23 protein-coding genes and 1 pseudogene are annotated in these 26,999 nt (G+C 72.4%); 19 read left to right on the top strand and 5 right to left on the bottom strand.

The genetic code is table 11. The features are described from left to right. Positions 1-48: 48 nt before the first annotated feature. Positions 49-1,491, bottom strand: a complete 1,443-nt coding sequence (locus AB0877_RS27875) for a hypothetical protein (protein ID WP_366612536.1) — start codon at positions 1,489-1,491, stop codon at positions 49-51. A 138-nt stretch (positions 1,492-1,629) separates the two neighbouring features. On the opposite strand from AB0877_RS27875, the gene AB0877_RS27870 reads away from it, so the two are divergent. The 4 genes from AB0877_RS27870 to AB0877_RS27855 all read left to right on the top strand — a co-directional run bounded on the left by AB0877_RS27870 (position 1,630) and on the right by AB0877_RS27855 (position 6,887). After that, the gene (locus AB0877_RS27870) at positions 1,630-2,337 is read left to right on the top strand and encodes a DUF305 domain-containing protein (RefSeq protein WP_366612535.1); all 708 of its coding nucleotides are present in this window, start codon (positions 1,630-1,632) and stop codon (positions 2,335-2,337) included. A gap of 45 nt (positions 2,338-2,382) precedes the next feature. Next, positions 2,383-3,603, top strand: a complete 1,221-nt coding sequence (locus AB0877_RS27865) for a histidine kinase (RefSeq protein WP_366612534.1) — start codon at positions 2,383-2,385, stop codon at positions 3,601-3,603. Continuing rightward, positions 3,600-4,265 (top strand): response regulator transcription factor, encoded by a 666-nt coding sequence (locus AB0877_RS27860; protein ID WP_366612533.1) that lies wholly within the window; start codon positions 3,600-3,602, stop codon positions 4,263-4,265. The genes AB0877_RS27865 and AB0877_RS27860 overlap by 4 nt, the downstream gene beginning before the upstream one ends. A gap of 147 nt (positions 4,266-4,412) precedes the next feature. Further along, positions 4,413-6,887 (top strand): ABC transporter permease, encoded by a 2,475-nt coding sequence (locus AB0877_RS27855; RefSeq protein WP_366612532.1) that lies wholly within the window; start codon positions 4,413-4,415, stop codon positions 6,885-6,887. A 107-nt stretch (positions 6,888-6,994) separates the two neighbouring features. Here the strand turns inward: AB0877_RS27855 and AB0877_RS27850 are convergent, their stop codons facing one another. Continuing rightward, complete coding sequence (locus AB0877_RS27850) at positions 6,995-8,257, bottom strand: nucleotide sugar dehydrogenase (protein WP_366612531.1); 1,263 nt, start codon at positions 8,255-8,257, stop codon at positions 6,995-6,997. A 126-nt stretch (positions 8,258-8,383) separates the two neighbouring features. Continuing rightward, on the bottom strand, positions 8,384-9,751 hold the full coding sequence (locus AB0877_RS27845; RefSeq protein WP_366612530.1) for a serine/threonine-protein kinase: 1,368 nt from the start codon (positions 9,749-9,751) through the stop codon (positions 8,384-8,386). Between the two features lie 538 nt (positions 9,752-10,289). Between AB0877_RS27845 and AB0877_RS27840 the strand changes: the two genes are divergently transcribed. From AB0877_RS27840 to AB0877_RS27795, 10 genes are all read left to right on the top strand, one after another. Further along, complete coding sequence (locus AB0877_RS27840) at positions 10,290-10,922, top strand: RNA polymerase sigma factor (protein ID WP_366612529.1); 633 nt, start codon at positions 10,290-10,292, stop codon at positions 10,920-10,922. 16 nt (positions 10,923-10,938) lie between these two features. Beyond that, entirely contained in the window at positions 10,939-11,757 is an 819-nt protein-coding gene (locus AB0877_RS27835) for a hypothetical protein (RefSeq protein WP_366612528.1), read from the top strand. Between the two features lie 157 nt (positions 11,758-11,914). Continuing rightward, complete coding sequence (gene egtA / locus AB0877_RS27830) at positions 11,915-13,150, top strand: ergothioneine biosynthesis glutamate--cysteine ligase EgtA (protein WP_366612527.1); 1,236 nt, start codon at positions 11,915-11,917, stop codon at positions 13,148-13,150. Positions 13,151-13,170: 20 nt separating this feature from the next. After that, a complete protein-coding gene (gene egtB / locus AB0877_RS27825; protein WP_366612616.1) occupies positions 13,171-14,508 on the top strand; it encodes an ergothioneine biosynthesis protein EgtB in 1,338 nt (445 codons plus the stop codon). Between the two features lie 43 nt (positions 14,509-14,551). Continuing rightward, the gene (gene egtC / locus AB0877_RS27820) at positions 14,552-15,328 is read left to right on the top strand and encodes an ergothioneine biosynthesis protein EgtC (RefSeq protein ID WP_366612526.1); all 777 of its coding nucleotides are present in this window, start codon (positions 14,552-14,554) and stop codon (positions 15,326-15,328) included. A gap of 21 nt (positions 15,329-15,349) precedes the next feature. Further along, positions 15,350-16,315: an L-histidine N(alpha)-methyltransferase gene (egtD, locus tag AB0877_RS27815; RefSeq protein ID WP_366612525.1), complete on the top strand. Its 966-nt coding sequence runs from the start codon at positions 15,350-15,352 to the stop codon at positions 16,313-16,315. A 217-nt stretch (positions 16,316-16,532) separates the two neighbouring features. Continuing rightward, the gene (locus AB0877_RS27810) at positions 16,533-17,120 is read left to right on the top strand and encodes a TMEM165/GDT1 family protein (protein ID WP_030338044.1); all 588 of its coding nucleotides are present in this window, start codon (positions 16,533-16,535) and stop codon (positions 17,118-17,120) included. A gap of 39 nt (positions 17,121-17,159) precedes the next feature. Then, complete coding sequence (locus AB0877_RS27805) at positions 17,160-17,522, top strand: DUF1622 domain-containing protein (protein WP_130401010.1); 363 nt, start codon at positions 17,160-17,162, stop codon at positions 17,520-17,522. Then, positions 17,522-17,842: a hypothetical protein gene (locus AB0877_RS27800; RefSeq protein WP_366612524.1), complete on the top strand. Its 321-nt coding sequence runs from the start codon at positions 17,522-17,524 to the stop codon at positions 17,840-17,842. Before AB0877_RS27805 ends, AB0877_RS27800 begins: the two co-directional genes overlap by 1 nt. A 4-nt stretch (positions 17,843-17,846) precedes the next feature. Continuing rightward, positions 17,847-18,044, top strand: coding sequence for a hypothetical protein (locus AB0877_RS27795; RefSeq protein ID WP_366612523.1), 198 nt, complete (start codon positions 17,847-17,849; stop codon positions 18,042-18,044). Positions 18,045-18,109: 65 nt separating this feature from the next. Here AB0877_RS27795 and nhaA read toward each other — a convergent pair whose 3' ends face one another. Then, positions 18,110-19,468: a Na+/H+ antiporter NhaA gene (gene nhaA / locus AB0877_RS27790; RefSeq protein WP_366612522.1), complete on the bottom strand. Its 1,359-nt coding sequence runs from the start codon at positions 19,466-19,468 to the stop codon at positions 18,110-18,112. Positions 19,469-19,805: 337 nt separating this feature from the next. On the opposite strand from nhaA, the gene AB0877_RS27785 reads away from it, so the two are divergent. Continuing rightward, positions 19,806-21,269: a polysaccharide biosynthesis tyrosine autokinase gene (locus tag AB0877_RS27785; RefSeq protein WP_366612521.1), complete on the top strand. Its 1,464-nt coding sequence runs from the start codon at positions 19,806-19,808 to the stop codon at positions 21,267-21,269. Here the strand turns inward: AB0877_RS27785 and AB0877_RS27780 are convergent. Next, entirely contained in the window at positions 21,250-21,804 is a 555-nt protein-coding gene (locus AB0877_RS27780; protein ID WP_366612520.1) for a low molecular weight phosphatase family protein, read from the bottom strand. The two genes, AB0877_RS27785 and AB0877_RS27780, sit on opposite strands and share 20 nt — an antisense overlap. A gap of 168 nt (positions 21,805-21,972) precedes the next feature. On the opposite strand from AB0877_RS27780, the gene AB0877_RS27775 reads away from it, so the two are divergent. The 4 genes and pseudogenes from AB0877_RS27775 to AB0877_RS27760 all read left to right on the top strand — a co-directional run. Beyond that, the gene (locus tag AB0877_RS27775; protein WP_366612519.1) at positions 21,973-23,220 is read left to right on the top strand and encodes a glycosyltransferase family 4 protein; all 1,248 of its coding nucleotides are present in this window, start codon (positions 21,973-21,975) and stop codon (positions 23,218-23,220) included. Between the two features lie 103 nt (positions 23,221-23,323). Beyond that, positions 23,324-25,102: a DUF4012 domain-containing protein gene (locus AB0877_RS27770; protein ID WP_366612518.1), complete on the top strand. Its 1,779-nt coding sequence runs from the start codon at positions 23,324-23,326 to the stop codon at positions 25,100-25,102. Positions 25,103-25,116: 14 nt separating this feature from the next. Then, the gene (locus tag AB0877_RS27765) at positions 25,117-25,746 is read left to right on the top strand and encodes a hypothetical protein (protein ID WP_366612517.1); all 630 of its coding nucleotides are present in this window, start codon (positions 25,117-25,119) and stop codon (positions 25,744-25,746) included. Positions 25,747-26,664: 918 nt separating this feature from the next. Continuing rightward, positions 26,665-26,999 (top strand): annotated as a pseudogene (locus AB0877_RS27760) (hypothetical protein); the annotation flags it as partial.

The following is a 26,999-nucleotide window of genomic DNA, read 5'->3' as shown; positions in this document are numbered from 1 at the left end:
GCCCGGCCCCCGACGATCGGGGACCGGGCCCGGTGTGGCGCGCGGTGCCTACCAGCCCAGGTAGCTGGGCTGGGTCTGCACGTTGAGCTCCTGGTAACGGGTCAGCTTGGCCGACCAGGTACGCCAGTCGTTCAGCTCCAGGACGTCCAGGCCCTTGACCATGTCGTTCGAGTAGATGTGGCCGTTGTAGTAGTACGCGGACCAGGTGCCGCCGCCGACGAAGGTGTCGGCCGACAGCGGACCGCGCTCCCAGAAGGCGATCTCCTTCGGGTTGGCCGAGTCGGTGAAGTCGAACACCGAGATGCCACCCTGGTACCACGCCTGGACCATGATGTCCTTGCCGAGCACCGGGATGAGCGAGCCGTTGTGCGCCACGCAGTTCTCGGTGTCGGCGTTCGCCCGGGGGATCTTGTAGTAGCTGCGGAAGGTCATCGTCCGGGCGTTGCCGCGGCCGGCGATGTCGTAGATGGCGTCCGCGCCGCGGTTCGGGCCGACGGCCTCGTTGCAGGTCGCCGCCCCGCCACCACCCAGCTCGTCGGTGAAGATCACCTTGGTGCCGGCGTTGTTGAAGGTGGCCGAGTGCCAGAACGCGAAGTTGGTCTCGTCCCGGACCCGGTTGATGACCCGGGGGGCCTCACGGTTCTTGATGTCGAGCAGGATGCCGTCACCCATGCAGGCGCCGGCGGCCAGGTCCTTCGACGGGTAGGCGGTGATGTCGTGGCAACCGGTGGTCGCGGAGCCGGTGGGGCTGCCGGGGAAGCCGCCGTCCGGGAAGAGGTTCGGCGTCGCGACCACTGCCGCGTCGGTCGGCTTCTTCAGCGGCACCTTGACGATGGAGATGGAGTCGTGCGGCGGCTGGCAGTCCGGGAATTCGGCCCGCGGGCTGTACGACGAGACGTACAGGTAGACAGCCTTGCGGTCCTTGCCCGGCACCAGGGTGTGGGTGTGGGAGCCACAGGCCGTCTCGACGGACTTGATGTAGCGCGGGTTGGCCTTGTCCTTGATGTCGAAGACCTTGATGCCCTCCCACGAGCCCTTCACGTCCGCTCCCTGCGTGGTGCTGTTGCAGGAGTCGTCGCTGCGCGACGAGTCGGTGGAGAGGAAGAGCAGGTCGCCGTGGACGGAGATGTCGTTCTGCGACCCCGGGCAGAGCACCCGGGCCTTGACCGTCGGCGCGCTGGGCCGCGAGATGTCGTAGATGACGAAGCCGTTGTAGTTGCCGGCGAACGCGTACTTGCCCTGGAAGGCGATGTCGCTGTTCGTCGCGTCCAGTGGGGCGACCTTGGGCACGTTGGCGATCTGGCGCAGGTTGGGGCTGCTGACGATCTCGTCGACGCCGGGGATCGTGTTGGTGAGGGCCGGGGCCGCCTGCGGCACCGTCTGGGCACTGCTGCTCGCCGGGGCGACGAGGGCGCTGGCGACGAGGAGGCCGGTCGTGGCGAGCGCCACGACACGCAGTTGTCGTAACCGTGGCTTGTGGAATCTGATCATCGGCGGGGCCCTTCGCAAGGGGGAGACGATGGTTGACACGTTACCGTCCGACGAAGAACGTCGATGTGAGCTGGATCACATGAAAGCGGGTTCTTCAATGGATAGCATCGCGGTGACCTCGACTGCAGGGAGTGGCCCATGACCAACCGGCGCGCACGCATCCTGGCCGTCGTCACATTGGCTCTCGTGTTGCCGCTGGTGGTGTTCATGGTGATCCGCCTCGACGGCGACACCGGTACGAGCGCGCCGCAGCCGGTCTCCGCCCCCGCCACCTCCGCCGCGTCGCCGTCGGCCAGCCCCGTCCCCACCGACCTGACCGTCATCGCGCCCGGCCGGCCGGGCGAGACGGCGGCCACCCGGCCGGCGCACGAGGTCCGCGATGTCGGTCCCGCCCCGCACAACTCGCTGGACGTCTGGTTCGTCCGGATGATGATCCCGCACCACGCGCAGGCCCTGGCGATGGCGGAGCTCGCCCCCGACCGGGCCGCCGACCCCGACGTCCGGGCCATCGCCGAGCGCATCCGGGCCAGTCAGGGGCCGGAGATGGGCATGATGCGTGGCTGGCTGCAGACCCGTGGCCTCCCGGCGGAGGTGCAGGGGCACGACCACGGCACCATGCGCGGCATGCAGTCGCCAGAGGCGATGCGGCAGCTCGCCGCAGCCCGTGGCGCGGACTTCGACAGGCTCTTCGTCCGGATGATGACCGAGCACCACCAGGGCGCCATCGAGATGGCCACCGACCTGCTCACGGTCGGCTCCGACCTGACGCTCAACGAGTTCGCCAACTCCGTCGCCACCGAGCAGACCGTCGAGATCGACCGGATGCGCGAGGTCCTCGGCGGCTGAGCCCGGCGCGGGCGCGAGGGCCGAGCGCCCCGGCACGTACGCTGGGTGCCCGTGACACGCACCCTGTTCGGTCGCCCGCTGCGCGGCGTCGCCTTCGACGTGGCCGTCGCCGCGCTGGTGGTCCTCGTCTCCCTGGCCGCGGCGGTGAGCCAGCCGGGCGGTTGGGCGGCCACGGCGGTCGGCCTGGGGATGGCGGTGGCGTTGCTGTTCCGCCGCACCCACCCGAGCGCGGTGACGGTGGCGGTCGCGGCGCTCGCGCTGATCCAGGTCATCGCCCGCTGGGGCCCCCTCGTCTACGACGTGGCCGTCCTGATCGCGCTCTACAGCGTGGTCAAGTACGGCCGGCGGCTGCGCGACGGCGTGTTGGCCGGCGCTGTCGCGGCCGTCGGCGTGCTGCTGGCCGCCGCGCAGACCCCCAACGTCATCCAGTGGTGGGTGACCGCGCTGTGGTACGCGCTGGTCACCGGCGCGGTGTGGTTGGTCGCCCTGAACGTGCGGACCCGCCGGCTCTACGTGCTCAGCCTGGAGGAGCGGGCCAGCACCCTGGAACGCGAGCGGGAGGCCGAGTCCCGGGCGGCGGTCGCCGAGGAACGCACCCGGATCGCCCGGGAGCTGCACGACGTGGTCGCCCACAGCATGGCCGTGATGATCGTCCAGGCGGACGGGGCCCGATTCATGCTCGACCGTGACCCCGCCCAGGCCCGCACCGCCGTGAAGGTGGTCGCGGACACCGGTCGGCAGGCCCTCGAGGAGATGCGCCGCCTGGTCGGCGTTCTGCGCGACGCCGGCCCGGCCGGCCCGGACGGGGCCGACGGGCTCGCCGTGGCGGCCGATCCCGAGCACCGACGCCTCGCGCTGGCCGAGCTGCCCGACCTGCTGGCCCGGTTCGACGACGCCGGTCTGCACGTCCGCAGCACCGTCGCCGGTGCGCCACCGGCCCTGCCGCCGGGCCTGGAGCTGACCGTCTACCGGGTGGTGCAGGAGGCGCTGACCAACGCGCTCAAGCACGCCGGTGTCGGCGCCGGGGTCGAGGTCGTCCTGTCGTACACCGCGGAGGCCGTCGTGGTCCGGGTGGTCGACGACGGTCGCGGCCGACCGCTGGTCAGTCCGGCGCCGTCCGGCGGTCACGGCCTGCTCGGCATGCGGGAGCGGGTGACCGTGTACGACGGCAGCCTCACCGCCGGTCCCCGGCCGACCGGGGGCTGGCAGGTCGAGGTTCGGCTGCCGCTACCGTCAGAGCCGGCAACGGAGGTGATCGCGGCATGACGGTCCGGGTGGTGATCGTGGACGACCAGGCGCTGGTCCGCGCCGGGTTCCGGATGGTGCTGGAGTCCCAGCCCGACCTGGAGGTCGTCGGGGAGGCCATCGACGGCGCGGACGCCCTGCGGGTGCTCGCCCGCACCGAGGCCGACGTCGTCGTGATGGACATCCGGATGCCCACCATGGACGGGGTGGAGGCGACCCGTCGACTCTGCGCCGAGCGGTCCGCTGACGGCCCGCGGGTGCTGGTGCTGACCACCTTCGACACCGAGGCGGACGCGTTCGCGGCGCTGCAGGCCGGGGCGAGTGGCTTCCTGCTCAAGAACGTCCCGCCGGAGGAGCTGCTGGCCGCGATCCGGGTGGTGGCCCAGGGCGACTCGGTGGTGGCCCCGTCGATCACCCGGCGCCTGCTGGACCGGTTCGCCGGGCAGCTCGGCGCCGCCCCCAGCGCCGACCCTCGACTCGCGCAGCTCACCGACCGGGAACGGGAGGTGCTGCTGCTGGTCGCCCAGGGGCTGTCGAACGCGGAGATCGCCGCCCGGGTGCACGTGGCCGAGGCGACGGTGAAGACCCACGTCGGGCGGATCCTGGGCAAACTCCAGCTGCGCGACCGGGTCCAGGCGGTGGTCCTGGCGTACGAGAGCGGGCTGGTCACGCCCGGCGGATGACACCGCGTACGACCTGGGGCGTACCGGTCGGCGGGCGGACCGCGACCCGGGGCGCACGCAGGTCGAGCGCGCAGCTGGAGATCGACAGACCGGTGCCGGCCATAGCGTCGGAGGGGTCCGATCCGCCACCTGCACCGGGAGCCCCGCATGATCCGCCTGACCCTGCGTTCGCTGCGCGCCGAGGCGCTGCGCATGCTGCTCTCGGCGCTCGCCGTCGTGCTCGGCGTCGCGTTCGTCGCCGGCACGATGATCTTCGTCGACGGGATGCGGACCGGGGCGTACGAGCGGGCCGGCACCTTCGACCGCCACACCGACCTGGGGGTCTACTCGGCCGGCCGCGAGGTGCTGCCCCCGGCACTGGTCGAGCGGGTGCGGGCGGTCGACGGGGTGACCGCCGCCGCCGGTGAGCTGACCAACACCGCCGGCGTCGTCGGTGCCGACGGTCGGCCGGTGCTCGGCTTCACCATGCTCGTCGCCATCCCCACCGAGGACGCGCTGCGCTCGTACGACGTGGTGGCCGGCCGGTTGCCCGACCGGGCCGGGGAGGTGGTCCTCGACGCGCCGACGGCGACCGAGCAGGGCTTCGGGCTCGGCGCGACCGTGCGGATCGGCGCCACCGGTGGGGCGGCCCGCCCGTACATCCTGGTGGGCACCGTCGACGTGGCCGGCACCGCCCGCGACATCGGCGGTCCGTTCGTCGGCGTGGTCGGGCCGGACGCCCTGACCCTCACCGGCGAGCGGGGGTACGGCCGGATCATGGTGGCGGCCCGACCGGGGGCCGACGTCGCGGCGCTGATCGACAGGGTGCGCGCCGTGGCCGGCGCCGAGGCCACGGTGAAGAGCCGCCAGCAGATCCTCGACGAGGCAGTGGAGGACGCGGTGCGCAACGTGGACCAGTTCCGGATGCTGTTGTTGATCTTCGTAGGGGTCGCGATCGTGGTGGCCGGCTTCGTGATCGCCAACACCTTCGCGATCGTGCTGGCCCAGCGCACCCGGCGGACCGCGCTGCTGCGCCTGATCGGGGCCACCCGGGGACAGGTCTTCCGGTCCACACTGCTGGAGTCCGCGGTGCTGGGGCTGGTCGCTTCCGCGCTCGGGGTGCTGCTCGGGGTGGCCCTCGCCGCCGGGTTGCGGCTGCTGCTGTCCCACCTGGACGTGCCGGTCACCGGTGGGCTGACCGTGACCGGGTCGACAGTGCTCACCGGCCTGCTGCTGGGCACCGGGCTGACCGTGTGCGCCGCCCTCCTGCCGGCCTGGCGGGGGACGCGGATCGCCCCGGTGGCCGCGCTCACCGACGCCGCGGTACAGCCCAGCCGGAGTGCTGGTCGGGTACGGCTGAGCATCGGCGCGGTGGTCCTCGCCGTCGGCGTGGCCGCGCTGGCCGGCGCCGCTGGCGCCGGCCAACTGCTCCTGGTGGCGGTCGGTGGGGTGCTCACCTTCTTCGGAATCGTGCTGTTCGGGCCGGTGCTGGTTCCCGCGCTGGCCCGGGTGTTCGGCTGGCCGGTCCGACGGGCGCTCGGCGCCATCGGTGAACTGGCGGTCAGCAACACGGTGCGCAATCCACGGCGGGTCGCCGCGACCGCCACCGCGCTGGTGATCGGCATTGGACTGGTATCGGCGTTCATGGTCGGCGCCCGCAGCACCAAGGACGGCATCGAACGCAGCGTGGACGCCCAGATCGGAACGGACTTCGTGGTCAGCGGAATCGGTCAGGACCTGCCGGCCGCGCTCGTCGGTGAGCTGGCCTCCCGTCCCGAACTGGGTGTGGTGCACGAGCAGCGCAGCACCGTCGTCGACGACGTCGAGATCCGCGCGGCCCACCCGGCGCTGGTCGGCCGGACGCTGAGCGGGGTGCTGGCCGGCGACGCCGAGCGGGTCGGGCCGGGGCAGGTGCTGGTGCACCGCGAGTTGGCGAGGGCCCGCGGCTGGGAGGTGGGCTCACCGGTGACCGTCAGGGGGAAAGTGTTCCGGGTGGCCGCCGTGGTCACCGACGACACCCCGGACGGTGAGGTGCCGGCGGGTCACGTCATCGACCTGTCCGACCAGGACTTCGCCGCGCTCTTCCCCGCCCGACGCGGCTACCTGGCCGAGATCGACCCCGCCGCCGGGGTGAGCGCCGAGCGGGCCCGCGACGCGATCACCGTGGTGCTGGGCCGCTACCCCACGGTGAACCTGATGGACCAGGGCGCCTACAAGAAGATGCTCACCGGCACCGTGGACATGCTGCTCGCGTTCGTCACCGCGCTGCTCGGTCTGGCCGTCGTGATCGCCCTGGTCGGCGTGGCGAACACCCTGAGCCTGTCGGTGGTCGAACGGACCAGGGAGAACGCCGTGCTGCGGGCGGTCGGGCTCACCCGGGGGCGGATGCGGGCGGTGCTCGCCGTCGAGGCGGTGCTGATGGCGCTGGTCGGCGCGGTGCTCGGGGTCGGACTCGGCACCGGAGTCAGCGCGTCCACGATGGCCCTGCTGGACCGTCTCGGCGGCGACTTCCACGTGGTGCTGCCGCTCGGCCAGCTCGGGCTGATCCTCGGTGTCGCGGTGCTCGCCGCCCTGCTGGCCTCGGTGCTGCCGGCCCGCCGGGCGCTGTCCCGCCCGGTCGTCGAGGCGCTCGCCGACCAGTGACCCGGTCGCGGTCCGGACGGCCGGGTCGGATCCCGGCCACCGGACGGACATCCGCCGGCCGGTCCCGCCATCTTCCCCGGCGGCGGGACCGGCCAGCGGTGCCGGGTCTACAGGCGCTCGACCATCGGGCCGACGCACCGGTTGCGGGTGTCGAAGACGTAGCGGGCGTGCCGGACCACGAGGTCGTAGTCGAAGGTGTCATGGTCGGTGACCACCACCACGGCGTCGGCCGCGCGCACCTCACGCTCACTGAGCCCCACCACTGTGATCCCGGCCGGGATCTGGTGCGCCTCGGCGTACGGCTCGACGGCGTGCACCTCGGCGCCGAGGGACTGCAGGCGACGGGCCACGTCCACAGCGGGGGAGTCGCGCATGTCGCCGGTGTTCTTCTTGTACGCCAGACCGAGCAGCAGCAGTCGGGCGCCGCTGACGGCCCGGCCGTCCCGGTTCAGCCCTCCCATGATCCGCTGCGCGACGTGTTCGGGCATCTCGTGGTTGACGTCGTTGGCCAGCTCGATGAACCGGAACTGCCGCCCGAGGCGACGCTTGACCTGCCAGGACAGGTAGCACGGGTCGATCGGCAGGCAGTGCCCGCCGACGCCGGGGCCGGGTCGGAACGGCATGAAGCCGAACGGCTTGGTCGAGGCGGCGTCGATCGCCTGCCAGACGTCGATGTCGAGGTGGTGCGAGAGCATGGTCAGCTCGTTGATCAGCGCGATGTTGACCTGGCGGAAGGTGTTCTCGATCAGCTTGGTCAGCTCGGCGACGCGGGTGGAGTCCACCGCTACGGTGCGTTCCACGAGGCGCTGGTAGAACCCGTCCACCCGGGCCAGCGCCGCCGGGTCCACACCGGAGACGACCTTCGGGGTGTTCTCCAGGCGCCAGGTCGGGTTACCCGGGTCGATCCGTTCGGGGCTGTAGCCGAGGTGGAAGTCACCGGGGCTGGTCAGGCCGCTCGCCGACTCCAACAGCGGGCGCAGCAGCTCCTCGGTGGTGCCCGGGTAGGTGGTCGATTCCAGGATCACCGTGCAGCCCGGGCGAACGTACGGGCCGATGCCGATGCCGGCCTGCTCGACGAAGCTGAGGTCCGGGGTCCCGTCGCGCAGCGGGGTCGGCACCGTGATGACGCAGATGTCGAAGCCCTCGGCGTCGGTGTACTCCGTGCTGGGGTGGTAGCGGCCGCTGCCCAACGCGCGGCCCAGCCGGTCGGCCGGAATGTCCTCGACGAACGACTCGCCGGAGGCGAGACGCTTCACCCGGTCGGCGTCGACGTCGAGACCGACGACGTCCAGGCCCGCTTCGACGGCCCGCATGGCCAGCGGCAGTCCGACGTACCCCTGACCGATCACGACCAGCTTTTCAGCGCTCACCCAGGCTCCCGCAGCAGATGGTGTTAATAGCCTGCTGAGGAGCCTAGAGGCGTCTTCGGCGTCGTAAGTCCGTTTTGGGGATATCGGTGCTGATGGGACTGGCGGGGGGTCGGCCCGGCGGTCGGCTCACCCGCCCGCCGGCACCTCCGGTTCGACCGCCGGGCTGGAGCTGGCGGGCGGATCAGCGGGCGCGCTGGTCGTCGGCGGCGCGGCCGTCGTGGGCGCCGCGCTGGTGGGGGGCGGTGCCGTGGTGACGCCCACCGACGGGGTCGGCGAGTTGACGGTCTCGCTCGGCTGCGGGGTCGGCGTGGCGGAGACCGACGCCGACGGGGAGTTGCCGGCGACGTGCGGCCGATCCGGGCGGCCCGGCCCGACGCTGGTGATCTGCTCGTTGGCCGCGGGAAGGTCGACGGGGCCGGTCGGCGCCACCGTCGGCGAGGGGGCCGGCAGATTGACCGCCGGGTTCTCACCGGCGTCACGCGTCGCGGCCAGCGCCGCGCCGAGCCCGACCAGCGCGACCAGCATGGCCGCCGCCGCGCCGACGAGCGGACCCCGCCGTCGCTGCCGCCTGTCCGCCACGGCCGCGCCGGCCGGCACGTCCGTCCGGGTGCCCGGCCCGGCGTCGCGCAGCGCGACCGGCCCGGCCATCGCCGTCGGCGGCTCGCCGCCGGTGACCGCCGTCCGAGCGGCCTCGGCCATCGCCGCTCCGCTGGTGAATCGGTCCAGCGGATCCTTGGCCAGGGCCCGCGACACCAGGGCTCGGACCGCCTCCGGAATGTCGTGCGGCAGCTCCGGCGGCTCGTCGTCCAGGTGCCGCACGGCGACCTGGAGCGGATTGTCACCGGTGAACGGCGGACTGCCGGTCAGGCAGCAGTAGGTGACCGCGCCCAGGGCGTAGATGTCGGTGGCACCGCTGACCGGCCTCCCGGCGGCCTGCTCGGGGGCCATGTAGAGGGCGGTGCCCGGCACCGCGTTGGTGCTGGTGATGCTGGTGATGTCGGTGGAGCGGGCCACGCCGAAGTCCACCAGGACGACAGTGCCGTCCTCCTGCACCAGCAGGTTGCTGGGCTTGACGTCGCGGTGCACGATGCCGCCGCGGTGCGCCGCGTTGAGCGCCGCGGCCGCCTGCGCCACGATCGACATCGTCTCGGCCACGTCGAGCCGCCCGGCCGCCTCGATCCGCTTGGACAACGGCTCGCCGGCGACGAACTCCATGACGAGGTAGTCGGCCCGCCCGCCGTCGGGGAGGTCGTCCGCTCCGCAGTCGAAGACCTGCACGATGCCGGGGTGCCGCAGCGCCGCCATGATCCGTGCCTCGGCCCGGAACCGGGCGATGAAATCGGGATCGGAGACCAGCGCCGGCAGGAGAACCTTGACCGCTACCTGCCGGCCGAGGATCAGGTCGGAGGCACGCCAAACGTCGCCCATGCCGCCCGTGGCGACACGTTCGTCCAAGCGGTAGCGACCGCTGAGTACGACCTCCGATGACAACACCGCATTACCGTACCCAGAGTGGCGCGGGGCGGCGCACCGTGGCAGGGCCGCCGGGCGGCTGGTTCAGACCGGCGGATCCGGCCTGACCAGTGTGGACGCCCACCCTTCGTGACGGTGCGAATGTGTGGTGTCACGAAAAGCGACTATTTTCGGCTCTCCGGTCGTCGACGGTGGCAAGAAACCGCCTCCAGGCGTGGTGGGCGTCCGTCGCGTACCGTCCGTGACGGCGACGCGCCGTCGCGCCAGGTTGATAATTGTCACTCTTCCGTGACATGACGCCGACTTGTCGCGTCGTGAGCCCGCTCCTAGCGTTAGCCCGGCTCAGGTCCTCCCGCCTACGTCGGCGCCCAGCGCGCCGACCGACCACCCTGGCGCCGGCCCCCGGACACGCCGCCCCGACAATCGGGGGCGCGGGCACAATCAGAGCGGTGGAGGGCGGTGCGGTGCTGGTGCTGATCGGGCGGACGACTCGTGCCGCGTGGTGCCCGCCAGCCCGGCTGGTCGGGCCGACACGCCGTGAACCATGCGTGGACCGCGCATGAGCACCGACCTGTCGGAGGTGGTGACCGCCGCGCAGGCCGGGGACGAGGAGGCGTTCCGCCTGCTCTACCGCAGCCTCCAGCCCGGGCTGCTGCGGTACCTGACCGCGCTCGTCGGGGCCGACGCCGAGGACGTCGCCAGCGAGACCTGGCTCCAGATCTCCCGAGACCTGCCCGGCTTCAGCGGGGGCGAGTTCCGGGCCTGGGCGGTCACCATCGCCCGTAACCGCGCGATGGACCACCTGCGCCGGATGCGTCGCCGCCCCTCGCTCCCGGTCCCGGTGCAGGCGCTCGTCGAGCTCGCCAGCGACGCGGACACCGCCGAGCGAGCCAGCGAGACGCTCGGTACGGAGACCGCCCTCGCGCTGATCGCCACCCTCCCGCCCCGGGAGGCCGAAGCAGTCCTGCTGCGCGCCGTGATCGGGCTGGACGCGGGATCCGCCGGACGGGTGCTGGGCCGCCGGGCCGGCGCCGTGCGGACCGCCGCCCATCGTGGCCTACGCCGGCTCGCGGTCCTGCTGGAGCGCCAGACCCCGGCCGAGTCGTCGGCCGGGGTCGAGGGGGTGCCGCCGCCGCGTGCGGGAGGCAGCCCTGCCCTGCGGGCATCGCACGTCGAACCGGCGGACGGCTGACGTGAGGGGACTCCCGATGAACCCGTTCCGGCGGGCCGACCACGCCGACACCGAGCGGATGCTCGACGCGGCCTCTGCCCGGGTGGACGCCACGCGGGATCAGGGCCCCTCCGCCGCAGTGGACGCGAGCTCACCCGAGGCGCACCTGAACGCCCGCGACGTGCCCCCGGCCGAGCCGGTGGCCGCCTTGCTCGCCGCCGCGGCCGGCCCCGTCCGCCCGAGTGAGCTGGCCGGGGAGGACGCCGCGGTTGCCGCGTTCCGGGCCGCCCGGGTGAACCCGGCGCCGGCCGTGCCGCAGCGGCCACGCCGTCGCCGGATGACCACCGGCGCGGTGGCCTGGATCGGCGCGGTGGCAGCAACCGCCACCGCGGGAGCCGCCTTCGCCGCGGTCACCCGGGAACGGCCGCCGGACCCGGTCCCACCGGCACCGTCACGTCCGTCGCCCACGCCGCACCAGAGCGCATCCCGGTCGGCCGGGCCCGATCCGTCGGTGGGCCCCGGTGTCCCGCCGCCGCCGGGTGCGCCGCCGTCGGTCACCGCCACGCCGCCGGCCGGTCCCACCGCCGCCGCCCACGTGCACGGACTGTGCCGGGCGTGGCGGGCGAAGAAGCCCGAGCAGCGGGAGAAGGCCCTGCGCACGCCGGGCTTCGAGAAGCTGGTGACCGCCGCCGGCGGTCACGCCGAGGTCGAGGCGTACTGCCAGCGGCTGGTACCCGAGACGAAGCCGTCCGAGCCGGCGAAGGCCACGCCCTCCGAGTCCCCGAAGAGCAAGCCGCCCTCTTCGGGGAAAGCCCCGCCGTCACCGCCGGGCCCGGGCCACCGCGCCGGCGGCTGACCGGTCGGCGGCGGAAGCGGTTTGGTTCCGCCCTGCTTCGGAAATTCGTCTGTTAGACAGAGATTGGTGGCACCGTGCACGCCTCCGACGGTGTCGGTGGGTGGGTTTACGGTGGCACAGTGTGCCGGGCCTGGCACACGGAGAGGGGGCCCGACCCTTGGTGACGTCATCCGAGCTGGACCACAGCGCCATCCTGCGCGAGTCCGCAGCCGCCGTCCGACATCTCGCCCGGATCTGCTTCAAGACCGGCCCACCCACCCACACCGGCGTCGAACTGGAATGGACAGTGCACGACGCCGCCGATCCCGCCCGCCCCGTCGACGCGACGCGGCTGCGGGCGGCGCTGGGGCGGCACAGCCCCGCCACCCTGGATGCCACCAGCCCAGCCGAGCCGCTGCGGCACGGCGGCACGGTCACCCTGGAGCCGGGTGGCCAGTTGGAGATCTCCACCCCGCCCCGCCCCTCGGTCGCCGCATTGATCCGCGCCACCGAGGCCGACATCGCCCAGGTCACCGACCTGCTGGCCGCCACCGGGCTGATCCTCGGCAGCAGCGGCATCGACCCCCACCGACGGCCCCGCCCGGTGGTGGAAAATCCCCGTTACCGCGCGATGCGCGCAGCCTTCGACCGCCACGGCCCGGCCGGCCGCACGATGATGTACAGCACCGCCGGGCTGCAGATCTGCCTCGACGCCGGTGAGCCGGACCAGGTCGCCGACCGGTGGGCCGCGGCCCACGCGGTCGGGCCCCCACTGCTCGCCGCGTTCGCCTCCGCCCCCCGACACGCCGGGCGGGGCACCGGTTGGGCCTCCGCCCGGATGGCCGCCTGGCTGGCCATCGACCCGGCTCGGACCCGCCCGGTCTGGTCGCCCTCCCGAGCCGAGGGCGACCCGACCGACGCCTGGATCAGCTACGTGCTCGCCGCGCCGCTGCTCTGTCTGCGCCGGCACGGCGCCGACTGGAACGCGCCGCCGGGGGTGACCTTCGCCGACTGGCTCGACGGCGCGCTGCCACGACCGCCCACCACCGATGACCTCGACTACCACGTCAGCACCCTCTTTCCGCCGGTACGGCCGCGCGGCTACCTGGAACTGCGCTACCTCGACGCCCAACCCGATCGCGGCTGGCGGCTGCCACTGGCGGTGCTGACCGCCCTGTTCGCCGACCCGGGCACCGTGCGCGAGGCGTACACGATCGCCATGCCGGTGGCGCACCGATGGTCGGCCGCCGCCCGACACGGCCTGGCCGACCCGGCGCTGGCCGCTGCCGCGGCGGCCCTGCTCGACCTGGCCCTGAGCGCCATGCCACGACTGGAGCTGCCGGCCAGCACCCACGACGAGATCCGGCGAGGGCTACGCCAGCGGCGGGCCGCCGCGGAGAGGAGAGACCAGTGAGCGCGAGGAGTGAGCCGGTGGTGCGAGCCCCGCAGGCGGGCCGGGTCGACGGCGAACGGTTGCGCGATCACATCGCCGCGGAGTTGGCGCGGGCCCGCGCCCGCACCGCCTTGCTGACCGAGGCGGTCGACGACGCCGACCTGACGCGCCAGCACTCACCGCTGATGTCGCCGTTGGTCTGGGACCTCGCCCATGTCGGTAACCAGGAGGAGCTCTGGCTGGTCCGGGACGTCGGAGGCCGGGAGCCGGTCCGCTGCGACATCGACGAGTTGTACGACGCGTTCAAGCAGCCGCGCCGGGACCGGCCCACGCTGCCGCTGTTGCCGCCCGCGGAGGCACGCGCCTACCTGGCCACCGTTCGGGACAAGGTGCACGACCTGCTCGACGCGGTGGCCTTCACCGAGCGGCCGCTGGTCGCCGACGGGTTCGCCTTCGGCATGATCGTGCAGCACGAGCAGCAGCACGACGAGACCATGCTCGCCACCCACCAGCTGCGTTCGGGGCCGGCGGTGCTGCACGCCCTGGCGCCGCCCGAGCCGTCGGTCCGGGTCGGCGCGGAGGTGCTGGTGCCGGCCGGCGAGTTCACCATGGGCACCGACACCGACCCGTGGGCGTTGGACAACGAACGTCCGGCGCACCGGGTCGACCTCCCGGCGTACGTCATCGACGCCGCTCCGGTGACCAACGGCCAGTACGCGGCCTTCATCGCCGACGGTGGCTACACCGACCAGCGCTGGTGGAGCGCAGCCGGCTGGGAGCATCGGGTCCGGGAGCAGCTGAGCGCCCCGATGCACTGGCGAGCCGACGGCGACGACTGGTCATACCGGCGCTTCGGTCGGTGGGAGCACGTCCGCGCCGACGAGCCGGTGGTTCATGTGTGCTGGTACGAGGCGCAGGCGTACGCGGCGTGGGCCGGCAAACGGCTGCCGACGGAGGCGGAGTGGGAGAAGGCGGCCCGGTGGGATCCGAGCACCGGGCGGTCGCGGCGTTACCCCTGGGGGGACGACGACCCGACCGAGGCGCACGCCAACCTCGACCAACGCCATCTGCGGCCGGCGCCGGTGGGCGCGTACCCGGGCGGCGCCTCGCCGTTGGGTGTGCACCAGCTCATCGGCGATGTCTGGGAGTGGACCTCGACCGCGTTCGACGGACATCCGGGGTTCGCCGCGTTCCCCTACCGGGAGTACTCGGAGGTCTTCTTCGGTGGCGACCACCGGGTGCTGCGCGGTGGTTCGTTCGGCACCGACCGCTCTGCCTGCCGGGGCACCTTCCGTAACTGGGACTATCCGATCCGCCGGCAGATCTTCAGCGGTTTCCGCTGCGCCCGCGACGCGCGCCCGGACGAGTCGTACCGGTGAGTCGCCGCACGACCGGCGGCCCGCTGGCGGGCCGGGGGCGCTGATGTGTCGCCACCTGGCCTACCTGGGGCCGCCGGTCACCCTGGCCGAGTTGTTGTTCGACCCTCCGCACTCGCTGGTGCGGCAGTCCTGGGCGCCCCGCGACATGCGTGGCGGCGGCACGATCAACGCCGACGGGTTCGGTGTGGGCTGGTACCCGGGTGAGGGTGAGCCGGTGCGGTACCGGCGGGCGCAGCCGATCTGGAGCGACCCGACCATCGCCCAACTGGCGGCGGTGACCCGCAGCGCGGCGGTGGTGGCGGCGGTGCGCTCGGCCACGGTCGGGATGGCGGTGCTCGACGGTGCGGCGGCGCCCTTCGCCGAGGGGCGGTGGCTGTTCAGCCACAACGGCGTGGTCCGCGGCTGGCCGGACGCCGTGGTGCCGCTCGCCGCCGGCCTGCCGGTGCGTGACCTGCTCACGCTGGACGCCTCCACCGACTCGGCGCTGCTCTGGGCGTTGGTGCGGCATCGGTTGCGCGCCGGTGCCGACCCGGTCGAGGCGCTCGGGCGGACGGTGACCGAGGTGGCCGCCGCCGCCCCCGGGTCGCGGCTCAACCTGCTGCTCACCGACGGGCGTCGGGTGGTGGCCAGCGTGGCGGGGCACGCGCTGTCGGTGCGTGAGTCGCCGGGTGCGGTGCTGCTGGCCTCCGAGCCGCACGACGACGATCCCGGGTGGCGGTCGGTGCCGGAGGGGCACCTCGTCGTCGCCACCGCGGGTGAGGTGCGGGTACGTCCACTGCCGACCCCGCTGGGCGGGGCCGGGCAGGCACGCAACGGCTGATCGAACGACAGGAGCGAACCGATGACTGCGGAACCCCTGGAGATCTACCTCGAAGAGGGTGACCTGGAGCGTGGCCTGCGCGACGATGTCCGGGCCGGGCTGAGCGCCGGGTCGAAGTGGCTGCCGCCGAAGTGGTTCTACGACGCCCGGGGCAGCGACCTCTTCGAGGAGATCACCCGACTGCCCGAGTACTACCCGACCCGGGCCGAGCGGGCCGTGCTGGCCGCGCACGCACCGGACATCGCCACGCTGACCGGGGCCAAGACGCTCATCGAGTTGGGCTCCGGCTCGTCGGAGAAGACCCGACTGCTGCTGGACGCCTTCACCCGCCGTGGTGGGCTGGGCACGTTCGTCCCCCTCGACGTGTCGGTCAGCGCGCTGCGCGGGTCCACCGCCCAGATCGCGGCCGACTATCCCCACCTGCGGGTGCGGGGCATCGTGGGGGACTTCACCCGGCAACTGGACCGGCTGCCCACCGGCGGTCGACGGTTGGTGGTGTTCCTCGGCGGCACCATCGGCAACCTGTTGCCCGCCGAGCGGGCCGAGTTCCTGACGGCGATGCGCGCCGCGCTGGAGGTCGGCGACTGGTTGTTGCTCGGCACGGACCTGGTGAAGGACCCTTCGGTGATCGTGCCGGCGTACGACGACGCCGCCGGGGTCACCGCCGAGTTCAACCGCAACGTGCTGCACGTGATGAATCGGGAGTTGGGCGCCGACTTCGACCCGGAGGCGTTCGCGCACGTCGCCGTGTGGGATCCCGACCACGAGTGGATCGAGATGCGGTTGCGGGCGACCCGGCCGATGAGCGTGCGGGTGCTGGGGCTGACAGTCGACTTCGCGGAGGGGGAGGAGTTGCGCACCGAGGTCTCGGCGAAGTTCCACCGGGACGGGATCGCCGCGGAACTGGCCACGGCCGGCTTTGCCACGGCGCAGTTCTGGACCGATCCGGACGCGCTCTTCGGTGTCACGCTGGCGCGGGCGCGGTGAGCCTGTTCACCCGGCTCCGCCGGTCCCGGAGGTGATCCGATAGGCTGACCGCGCGAAGGGGAGTAGCCCCCAATGTCGTGGTCGACATACTGGTGCGTTCCGCATCCGGCCACGCGGCCCCGGTTTTCCCGGGGCGGGCGAGACCTTCGACTCAGGCTGTTGCAGCCGGGTCGAGGGCGCCCCTGTGCCTCTTCCCGGCGTGAACGGGAAGGACGTCATGGAGGGATTTTTCGCCGCGCTGGTCGTCAGCTTCGGCGTCATCTTCGTCGCTGAGCTGGGGGACAAGTCCCAGCTGATGGCGCTGACCTTCGCTACGCGGTTCAAACCGATTCCGGTGCTGATCGGCATCACGGTCGCCACCGCGGTGGTGCACCTGGCGTCGGTCGCCATCGGCGCGGGTCTCGGGGCGGTGCTGCCGACCGAGTGGATCTCCCTGGTCGCCGGCGTGGCGTTCCTCGGGTTCGGTGCGTGGACGTTACGCGGGGACAAGCTCACCGAGGAGGAGAAGCGCAAGGCGGAGAAGACCAACAAGACCGCGCTGGTGGCGGTGTCGGTGGCGTTCTTCCTCGCCGAGCTGGGCGACAAGACGATGCTCGCCACGATCACGCTCGCCACCAAGTACGGCTGGTTCGGCGTCTGGCTCGGCTCCACCATCGGCATGGTGGCCGCCGACGCGCTGGCCATCCTGGTCGGCCGGATGCTCGGCCGGCGGTTGCCGGAGAAGACCATCAAGTACGGTGCCGCGATCCTCTTCGCCATCTCCGGTCTCTGGCTGATCCTGGAGGCGGTGAACGAGCTGACCTGAGCGCCGACTAGCTGCCCGGAGGGCGGGTAACGGCCCGGGGTGGAGCCGGCCGAGTTGTTGCGCCAGGGCGACCAGGTGCTGGTTGCCGTGGTCGAGGTGGCCGGCGCGCTGGTGATCTTCGTTGGCGCGGTGTGGGCGGCGGTGCGGTTCGTGGTCGAAGGACTGCGACACCGCAGCGCCGCCCGCTTCACGCCGATCCGGCTGTCGCTGGGTCGCTTTCTGACCCTCGGCCTGGAGTTCCAGTTGGCGGCCGACGTGCTGCGCACGGCGGTGTCCCCGTCGTTCACGCAGATCGGCCAATTGGCCGCCATCGCGACGATTCGAACGGCGTTGAACTACTTCCTGGGCCGCGAGATCCGTCAGGAGCAGCGTCAGGTGGCCGAGGGCGAGCGTCGCGCGTGATGGGCGCCCTGGTCACGGCGGTCACCGCCCTGGCGCTGGTCGCCGGGGTGCTCACTACGCTCACCACCGGGGCGCTGCGCAGCGGTGTTCGGGTCCTGCTGGACCTGCTCACCGCGGCCGGCCTGCTCCGGCTTGCCGGCGAACCGGGTTGGAACGGCCTGGCCGGCGCGGTGGCGATCATCGTCCTGCGTCAGCTGCTCGGGGCGGCGCTCGGCAGCTCACCCCCGTGGTCCGGCCGACAATCTGCGGCGCGCTGCGCCGAGGACGATCACCACCTACCGTTGGCCTCAACAGGTGAAACGGGAAAAGCGGGAGGATGACCAGATGAGCCGGCACGACGAACCGAACGAGTACGGCTTCGCCGGCGGTGCCACCGCCCCGGAGCCGCCACCCGGCGGCAAGCCCGACGAGCAGGATCGCGCCGAGGCGGTGGCGGTGCCGGGCGACGACCTCACCGGGCCGACGGCCGAGGCGCTGGTCGAGGAGACTGAGGATCTGCCCCCCACCGACCGGCGCCACTGAGCGCGGGCGCACGCGGTTGGTGCGCCGGCGCGGCACGACGGTGAACCCGCGCCGCGCCGGCGTGTTCAGCGGGCGTCGGGGTGTTGGTAGACGTCGGGTACACCGTCCCCGTCGGCGTCCAACCGCTCCCGCTGCGCCACCCTCCGGTACGCGGCGTTGCGGCGGCTGAGCACGGTGGCGGCCAGCCCGGCGGAGATCAGCGAACCGAGCAGCACGGCCGCCTTGACCCGGTCGTCGGCCGTGCTGCCCGCCCCGAACGCCAGGTCGCCGATCAGCAGCGAGACGGTGAAGCCGACGCCGGCCAACAGGGCGATTCCGAGCAGGTCGGTCCAGGTGATGTCCTCGTCCAGTTCGGCGCGGGTGAACCGGGCCAGCAGGTAGGTCGAGCCGAAGATGCCGATGCTCTTGCCGAACACCAGGGCGGCGACGATGGCGATCACGATCGGGTCGCTCAGCAGGGCGCCCAGGTCGGCGCCCCGCACTGTCACCCCGGCGGCGAAGAGGGCGAAGATCGGCACCGCGAAGCCGGCCGACACGGGCCGCCAGCGGTGCTCCAGGCGGGCGGCGAGCCCGCCCTCGCCCGCCTCCGCGCCGGTGGTGGCCGACTGGTCCCCGGCCGCCGGTCGGCGGGCGAGCACCGGGACCGTGAAGCCGAGCAGGACACCGGCGACCGTGGCGTGCACGCCCGAGGCGTGCACCAGTGTCCAGGCGGCGACGGCGAGGGGGATCAGCGCCCACCACCAGGTGCGCCCCCGCTGCACCAGCACCGCGAAGAGCGCGATCGGCGCGAACGCGGCCAGCAGCGGAACGGGCTGGAAATCGGCGGTGTAGAAGATCGCGATGATGGTGATCGCGAACAGGTCGTCGACCACCGCCAGGGTGAGCAGGAATGCCCGTAGCCCCTGGGGCAGATGTGAGCTGACCACCGCGAGGACGGCGAGCGCGAAAGCGATGTCGGTGGCGGTCGGAATGGCCCACCCGCGCAGGCCCTCCCCGCCGCCGTTCAGCACCACCGCCACGTAGATCAGCGCCGGCAGCAGCATCCCGCCGAGCGCGGCCGCCACCGGCAGCGCGGCGCGGCGCGGGTCGCGCAGGTCACCGGCGACGAACTCCCGTTTGAGCTCCAGGCCCACGACGAAGAAGAAGATGGCCAGCAGGCCGTCGGCCGCCCAGGTGGCCAGATTCAGGTCGAGGTGCCAGGGCGCACCGGGCCAGGGCACGAGGTCGCCGAGCCGGGTGTACCAGTCGGACCACGGGGAGTTGGCCCAGATCAGCGCGATCAGAGCGCCCGACAGCAGCAGCGCGCCACCGACGGTCTCGGTGCGCAGCACGTCGGCCAGGTGCCGGGCCTGCGGCCAGGATGATCGGGAGAACAGCCGGGTCTTCGGCGGGTGCGGGTCGGACGGTGGGGTGGGGAAGGTCAACGTCGGCTCACCTACAGGAGTCGGGACAGCAGGTTTCCACTCGCCGACCAGACTTCCCGGCACCCCGCTGTCGACCCTATCCGGCGGCGCGGTCGGCGGCGACCGCTGGGCCGATCGGACGCCGTCGGATCGGCCTTTGACTTTTTCCCGGTTGTCGCCGCTGCCGAATGGGCGTTTGTCGGGTTGGTCATGCGGGCGCACATCTCGCCACCGGAATATAGGTAACTCCGGACATAAGCCGTATGAGCCGCTTTAATGGTTTCACGAGTTTAGAGACGACCTTGGGGGTTTTCGTGAAGTTCTTTGCCGTAACCGGACCGGCTCGGGGGCGCTCCTGATGGACCTGCTCCGCCAATTGCGCCACGTGCGTCGGCACTGGTGGGTCGCGCTGGTCACGGTCATGGTGGCTCTCGGCGTCTCGGCGTTCCTGACGGTACGGGCCCAACCCCGCTACGTCGCCTCGGTGACCTTCTTCGTCACCACCCCCAACACCGGCGTCACCGACGCCTACCAGGGTGGGCTCTTCCTCCAGCAGCGTGTCAAGTCGTACGCCGACCTGCTCAGCAGCGACCGGCTGGCGCAGAGCGTGGTGGCCGAGACACCGGTCGGCCTCACCGCCGACGAGGTCCAGCGCCGGGTGAGCACCTCCACCGAGACCGGCACCGTCATGCTGCGGGCGTCGGTCACCGACACCGACCAGACCCGCGCGTTGCGCGTGACGGAGAGCCTCGCCAACAAGTTCGTCGAACTCGTACAGAAGGTGGAGACCACCCCGGAGGGCAAGGCGCCCATCAAGATCGAGGTGGTCAGTGGCCCGCGGGTCAGCGCCGACCCCGTCTCGCCGCAACCGGTCCGCAACCTCACCCTCGGTGGCCTGGTCGGCCTGCTCCTCGGCATCGGTCTGGCGATCCTGCGCGGCGTCGCCGACGTCCGACTGCGCGACGCCGCCGGCCTGCAACGCGCCACGGGCAGCCCGCTGCTCGGTGAGATCCCGTTCGAGGCCAACGCCCGCAGCGCGCCGCTCATCGTGGGCGACGCTTCGACCTCCGCGCGCGCCGAGGCGGTCCGCAAGCTGCGGACCAACCTGCGCTTCGTGGACGTCCACGAGCCGGCCCGGGTCATCGCGGTGACCAGCGCCCTACAGGGCGAGGGCAAGACCACCCTCTCCTGCAACCTGGCCATCGCCCTGGCCGAGGCGGGTTGGCGGGTGCTGCTGGTCGACGCCGATCTGCGCCGCCCGAAGGTCGACGACTACCTGGGCCTGGACGCCGGCGTCGGCCTCACGGACGTGCTGGTCGGCGACGTGAAGGTGGGCGACGTCGTGCAGCGCTGGGGCGACAAGTCGCTGCTGGTACTGCCCAGCGGGTCGGCCCCGCCGAACCCGAGCGAGCTGCTCGGCTCCAAGGCCATGTCGGACCTGCTGCTGGCGCTGCGCGAGTCGGCGGACATCGTGATCATCGACACCGCGCCGCTGCTGGCGGTGACCGACGGCGTGGTGGTGGCCGTGCAGGCCGACGGCGCGCTGCTGGTGACCCAGCAGGGCCGCACCTCGCGGACCCAGGTCGCCGCGGCGGCCCGGTCACTGCACTCGGTCTCGGTCCGGCTGCTCGGCTGTGTGCTCAACATGGCCAAGGTGGCCAAGGCGGAGGCGTACCAGTACGAGGCCTACCGGGTGGTGGCCTCGACGGCCGAGGCGTCGGTGCCGGCCGAACGGGCCTCGTCCGGCCGGCACAGCGCGACCGCCGACGGGGTCAACGGAGTCCCCGACCACACCCAGGAACTCACCCGGCTGCCCCGATGAGCGCGGCGAGGGGTCGCAGCGACCGTTCGATCTCCTCGGCGCAGCGTCGGAAGTCGGCCGGCGTGCCGCCGATCGGGTCCCGGAGGTCGTCCTCGTCGGGGGCAGCGGGTTGCAGTCGTCCCCGGGCCTGCGCGGCGGCGACGATCGCCGCCCGCAGCGGGTCGTCGGCCAGGTCGGTGGGCGGTTCGGCCGCCGCGGCCAGCCGACCGAACTGGCGCAGCGTGAACGTCCGGTGCAGCGCTCCCGGCGCCAACGCGGTGCAGACCGAGCGTTGGCGCCGGGTCGCGGTCAGCACGAGCGTCGCGTCGACCAGATACTCGGGGCGCAACCCCCGGGTCCGGAACGCCGTCGCGTCCGTGCCGTTCTCCGTCGCGACCTCCAGGGCGTACGGGTGCATGGCCAGCCCGTCGATCGCGTCGGTGCCGGCGCTGGCCACCTCGACGGGTCGGTCGGCCAGCAGCCGGCGGGCCAGGTACTCGGCCATCGGTGACCGGCACAGGTTGGCATGGCAGACGAACAACACGCGATCAGCCATCGGTGCCCCTCTCATCGGTACGGACACCGAAGCGCGCACCGCGGGGGCGGTGCGTCGACGTCGGTGGCCGTGCGGGGAGGGGTTGTCGGCATCGTACGCGCGCCGCACGCCGGCCGGTCGTGGTGCCGCGCCGGTCGTCGGCGATCCCGGTGGGACGGGGGCGTACCGGTGAAGATCGGCATCCTGTCGTACCACTTTCCGCCCGAGCCGGCGTTCATCCCGGGCAGCCTCGCGGAGGAGCTGGCCGCGCGCGGACACGAGGTACGGGTCCTCACCGGCTTTCCGGACTACCCCGGTGGCCACGTCTATCCCGGCTGGCGGCAGCGGTGGCACCACGAGACGCACAGCGAACGGCTGAGCGTGCGACGGGTCCCCCGGTACCCCGGTGGCGCCACGTCCGTCGGCGGTCGAATGGCCAGTTACCTCTCCTTCGCCGGCAGCGCGGGGCTGGTCGCGCGCCGCTTCCTGGGCGACGTGGACGCGCTCTACGTCTTTCAACTGCCGGCGACGACGTTCGCCGCCGCCGCGGTGCTCCGGCTGCTCGGCCGGGTGCCCGCGGTGCTGCACGTCCAAGACGTCTGGACCCGCGACGGCGCGGACGAGGGCGGCGAGGGGCGCTGGGCGGCCCGGATGGGCAGCACGATGACCCGGATCTATCGGACCGCCGCGCGAATCGCGGTGGCGGCGCCGTCGATGCGGGACCTGGTGGTCGCCGCCGGCGCTGACCCGGCCCGGGTCCGGCTGGTGCTGAACTGGACCGACGAGCGGATCTTCTACCCGGCGACACCCGGCGCGGCGGCCCGCCAGCTGGTCCGTCGCGACGGTCGGTGCGTGGTGATGCACGCCGGGACCATCGGGGCGCGACAGGGACTCGAGACCGCGGTCCGTGCGGCCGCGGCACTGGATCGGACGATGGATCTGGTCCTCGTCGGTTCCGGCGCGGCGGAGCGGCGGGTGCGGGGGCTCGCCGCCGAGCTGGGTGCCCAGAACGTCCGTTTCCTGGAGCGGCGGTCGCCGGTCGACATGCCCGAGCTGTACGCCGCCGCCGACTACCAGCTGGTCATGTCGCGCGACCTTCCGGAGCTGCGCAGCACGGTGCCCGGCAAACTCCAGGCCGCGCTGTCCTGCGCCGCGCCGGTGATCGCCTCCGCCGGTGGGGACACGGCCGATCTGGTCGAACGGGTTCGGGCCGGGCTGTCCTGCCCGCCCGAGGACTGGGCGGCCCTGGCCGACAGATTCTGGTTGGCCGCCACCATCCCGCCGCCGACCCGCACCGAGATGGGTCGCCGGGGGAGGGCGGCGTACCTGCGCGAGATGTCGTTGCCCGGCGGCGTGGATCGGATCGAACGGCTGTTGCACGAGGCGGCTGGACGGATCGCCGAACCCGCCGTGGAACCACGAAGAAAGCTCGCTTAAGGGACGACAATTGCGATAACGGCATGAACTTCCCTTAGACGTGCTAAGAACGTCAGGGAATCGACCTTCTGTCCGGTTCCGCGAATGGGAGTTAGGTGTGACGGTGAGCGAACGTCCGATCCGGCGGCGGAGCCGGTCCCGGCGTCGTCGGCGGGCCCGACTGCGACGGGCGCTGCTCGGCGCCCTGGTGGTCGGCTCGCTGCTGCTGGCGACCGTCGGGTGGGTCGGCTTCCAGGGCTGGCAGGCGCGCACCCACCTGCTCAACGCCGCCGGCCTGGCCCGGGAGCTGAGCGCCCAGATCGTCGGTGGAGACACCGACCGCGCCCTGCGGACGCTCGCCGCCCTCCAGGAGCAGGCCGGCGCGGCCCGCTCGGCGACGGCCGACCCGAGTTGGCGGCTCGGACGGCACGCGCCGGTCGCCGGCGACGACCTCGACGCGGTCGCGCAGATCGCCGTCGCCATCGACGAACTGGCCCGGCACGCGTTCCCGACCCTGCTCCGCACGGACCTGGCCAGCCTGGTGCCGACCGGCGGCCGGTTGGATCTCGCGCGGCTCGCCGCCGTCTCCACGGAGCTGACCGGGGTGCACGAGTCGGTGCAACGTACCCGCCGGAACCTGGCGGCGGTGCCAGCCGAGAGCCTGGTCAGCCAGATCCGGCAGGCGCTGAGCGATCTGCGTGGCGAGATCGACCGGCTGGCCAGCCTCACCACGGCGGCCGACCAGGGCGCCCGCCTCCTCCCGCCGCTGCTCGGCGCGAACGGCCCACGCCGCTACCTGCTCGTCTCGCAGAACCTCGCCGAGTTGCGCGCCACCGGCGGCATGTTCGGCGCCTACGCGATGATCGAGGCGGAGAACGGCACGGTGCAGATGGGCAAGCAGGGCAGCACCTCCTCGCTCGGTCAGTTCACCCCGGCGTTGAAGCTGCCCGCCGAGACCCGGGCCCTCTGGACGGATCTGCCCGGCATCTACCCCGCCGACGTCAACCTGTCCCCGCACTTCCCGACCGCCGCCGCGCTGTACCGCGAGATGTTCCGGCGCAAGACCGGCACCACTGTCGACGGCGTGCTCGCCGTCGACCCGGTGGTGCTGTCCTACCTGCTCAAGGCGACCGGTCCGGTTCTGGTGCCCGGCGGTGTCCCGCTCGCCAGCGAGAAGGTGGTGCAGACCCTGCTCAACGACAGCTACCAGCGCCTCGACGTCAAACAGCAGGACGAGTTCTTCGCGGCGTCGGCGTCGGCGGTGTTCGACTCCTTTTTCAAGAAGAATGTCAACCCACGGGTGTTGTTGTCCGCATTTGACCGTGCTATCACCGAACGCCGGATATTGTTCTGGAGTGCCCGACCTGAGGAACAGCGGACGTTCGGCGAGAGCCGGATGGCCGGGACGCTTCCGGAACAGGACACCGTGCCGACTGTCGGCGTGTTCCTCAACGACGGCAGCGGCGCGAAGCTCGGCTACTACCTGCGGCCGACGGCGAACCTGACGGTCGGCGAATGCCGGTCGGACGGTCGCCGTGAGCTCCGGCTACGGGTGACCCTGCGCTCGACGGCGCCGAAGTCCGGACTTAGCAAATCCGTTCTCGGCCTCGGCCTGGCCGGCGATCCGTACACCGCCCGAACACTGGTGTCGATCTTCAGTCCGGCTGGTGGAGCGGTGCTGGAGGCCCGACTGGACGGGGCCGAGACGGCGCTTGGCAGCGGCACCGAACGCCGCCGCCACGTGGCCACGGCCAGCGTCGACATCGGCCCCGGCGCCGAGAGGGCGCTGGAGGTCACCGTGCTGACGGCCAAGACCGGCGTCGGGCAGGCCGAGCTGTGGCTGACCCCCACCGCCAGCCCCTGGACCACCCAAGTTCATTCCGCACCAAGCTGTGATCAGTAGGAGGGAACCAAATCATGCGGCTATCCCGCATCATCATGGCGCTCACGGTCGGCCTGGCCGTGGTGGCCGTGCCGACGGCAGCGGGGGCGGCAGCGCCGCAGCCGCAGCCCACCGCCACGACCGACCCGCCGCAACCGCCGCCGTACCCGCCGACCGCCGCGTCGCTCACCGTCAACCGTCCGACGATCTACCTCGGCGAGACGGTGGTGCTGACCGGCACCAACTTCGGCCCGAACGAGACCGTCGACATCAACGTGACGGTCACCCCGCAGGCCGCTCCGGCCGGCGGCGCGGCTCCGGCCCGCCGCAGCGACGGCAGCACCGTGGCCATGGCTCCGGTGGCCTACCAGGCAAGCGCGCCCCTGCACTTCACGGCGTACACCAACGGTCAGGGCCGCTTCGTCAAGAACTACAAGCCGTCGGTGACGGGTCTGCTGACCTTCACCGCCACGGGTCGGGAGTCCGGCCGTACCGCCAGCACCGAGCTGCGGGTGCTGCACAAGAAGCAGCCGCTGCCCGTGACCGGTGACAGCATCGGCACGCCCATGAAGCTCGGCGGCGGCCTGGTCGGCGCCGGAGCGGTGATGTTGCTGCTGACCCTGGCCTGGCGTCGCCGCCAGCGCTTCGGTGGTGCGGCGCACTAGTTCACACCACCGGGCTTGGCCCGGACAGCACCAAAGCTGGCGCCCGTCGGAACACTCCGACGGGCGCCAGCCTGTCCAGCGAGACCAGGCACACCGCGCCGTCCCTCGGACCGTCGTCGGTCCGGCCATGCCCGCCCAGGTCGAGCTCGACATCCGCGGTACGTCCGGGGGTCAGCCGCACGGGCACCCACGGGTACGCACCGGACGGACGTCATCCGAAAGGGCATGGCGTCCGATGTGCGAGGCTTCGCGCGGTCGGTCCGTTCTTGATCGACTCGGGTTCCCTGATGTCGGCGGGTCCGGCCGTCCGGGATGCCCCGCCTTCGGCGAACCCGAGTGGATCACCCTAGGGTGCGGGTCAGTTCGAGGCCGCGACGCCGGCGGGTGTGGGTGTTTATGCCCCGCAGGGGGCGTTTCTGGGTGGTGAGCGGCTGCACTCGTGGGCTGGAATCATGGCCGGGGCGGGGTCGTTGCACACTCTGACGATCGCAGTACCACCGACCGCGGGCCGGCCTTTGAGGGCGGGTCGCGCAGGTGGGAATGGCGGCCTTGACCCGGTCGTTGCAGTCTCCACGACCGCAGGGACCGCCGCGATGTGGGTGCCGCCCGATGGGTGGGCTGACCCGGAATGACTCCGGCCCGCCGGTCGTTACAACCCCCACGACCGCAGGCACCGCCGCGATGAGGGTGCCCGATGGATGGGCCGACCCCGGAATGACTCCCGGCCCCCGGTCGTTATACAGGGTCCCGGCGCCACGAGCCCCCGCTCGCCAGGTCGCCGACTCCGACGCCCGACAGGGCGTCACCCCTCAGACTTTCCCCTTGTTAGTGCAGCGCCGGACGAGGTGCTCACACCCACCACCACCGTTCCCCCTTTTTGGTGGTGTGGGTGTTCCTACCCCCGAAGGAGCTACCCCCATGAACACGATCATGCGTAAGAGCGTTCTGTCCGTTGCGGGTCTCGCGTTCGCCGGTGGTGTGTTCGCCGGTCCGATCGCCGCCCACGCCGCCACCCCGGTTGACGCCAATCCGGTCGCGGTGGCTGTGCAGTCGGCCGCGCCGAAGCCGCAGGGCGACCAGTCCCGGATCGCCCTGAACGATGAGCAGACCGCCAACGTCAAGGCGATCATCGCCGCCACGAAGAAGGCCGGCCTGCCCGAGCGGGCCGCGGTCATCTCGATCGCGACGAGCCTGCAGGAGTCCAAGCTGGAAAACCTCGGCCACCTGGGCGATAGGAACGACCACGACTCGCT

The organism is Micromonospora sp. NPDC047644 (assembly GCF_040704315.1).
GTDB lineage: Bacteria > Actinomycetota > Actinomycetes > Mycobacteriales > Micromonosporaceae > Micromonospora.
This window is presented reverse-complemented; position numbering and strand designations above follow the sequence as displayed.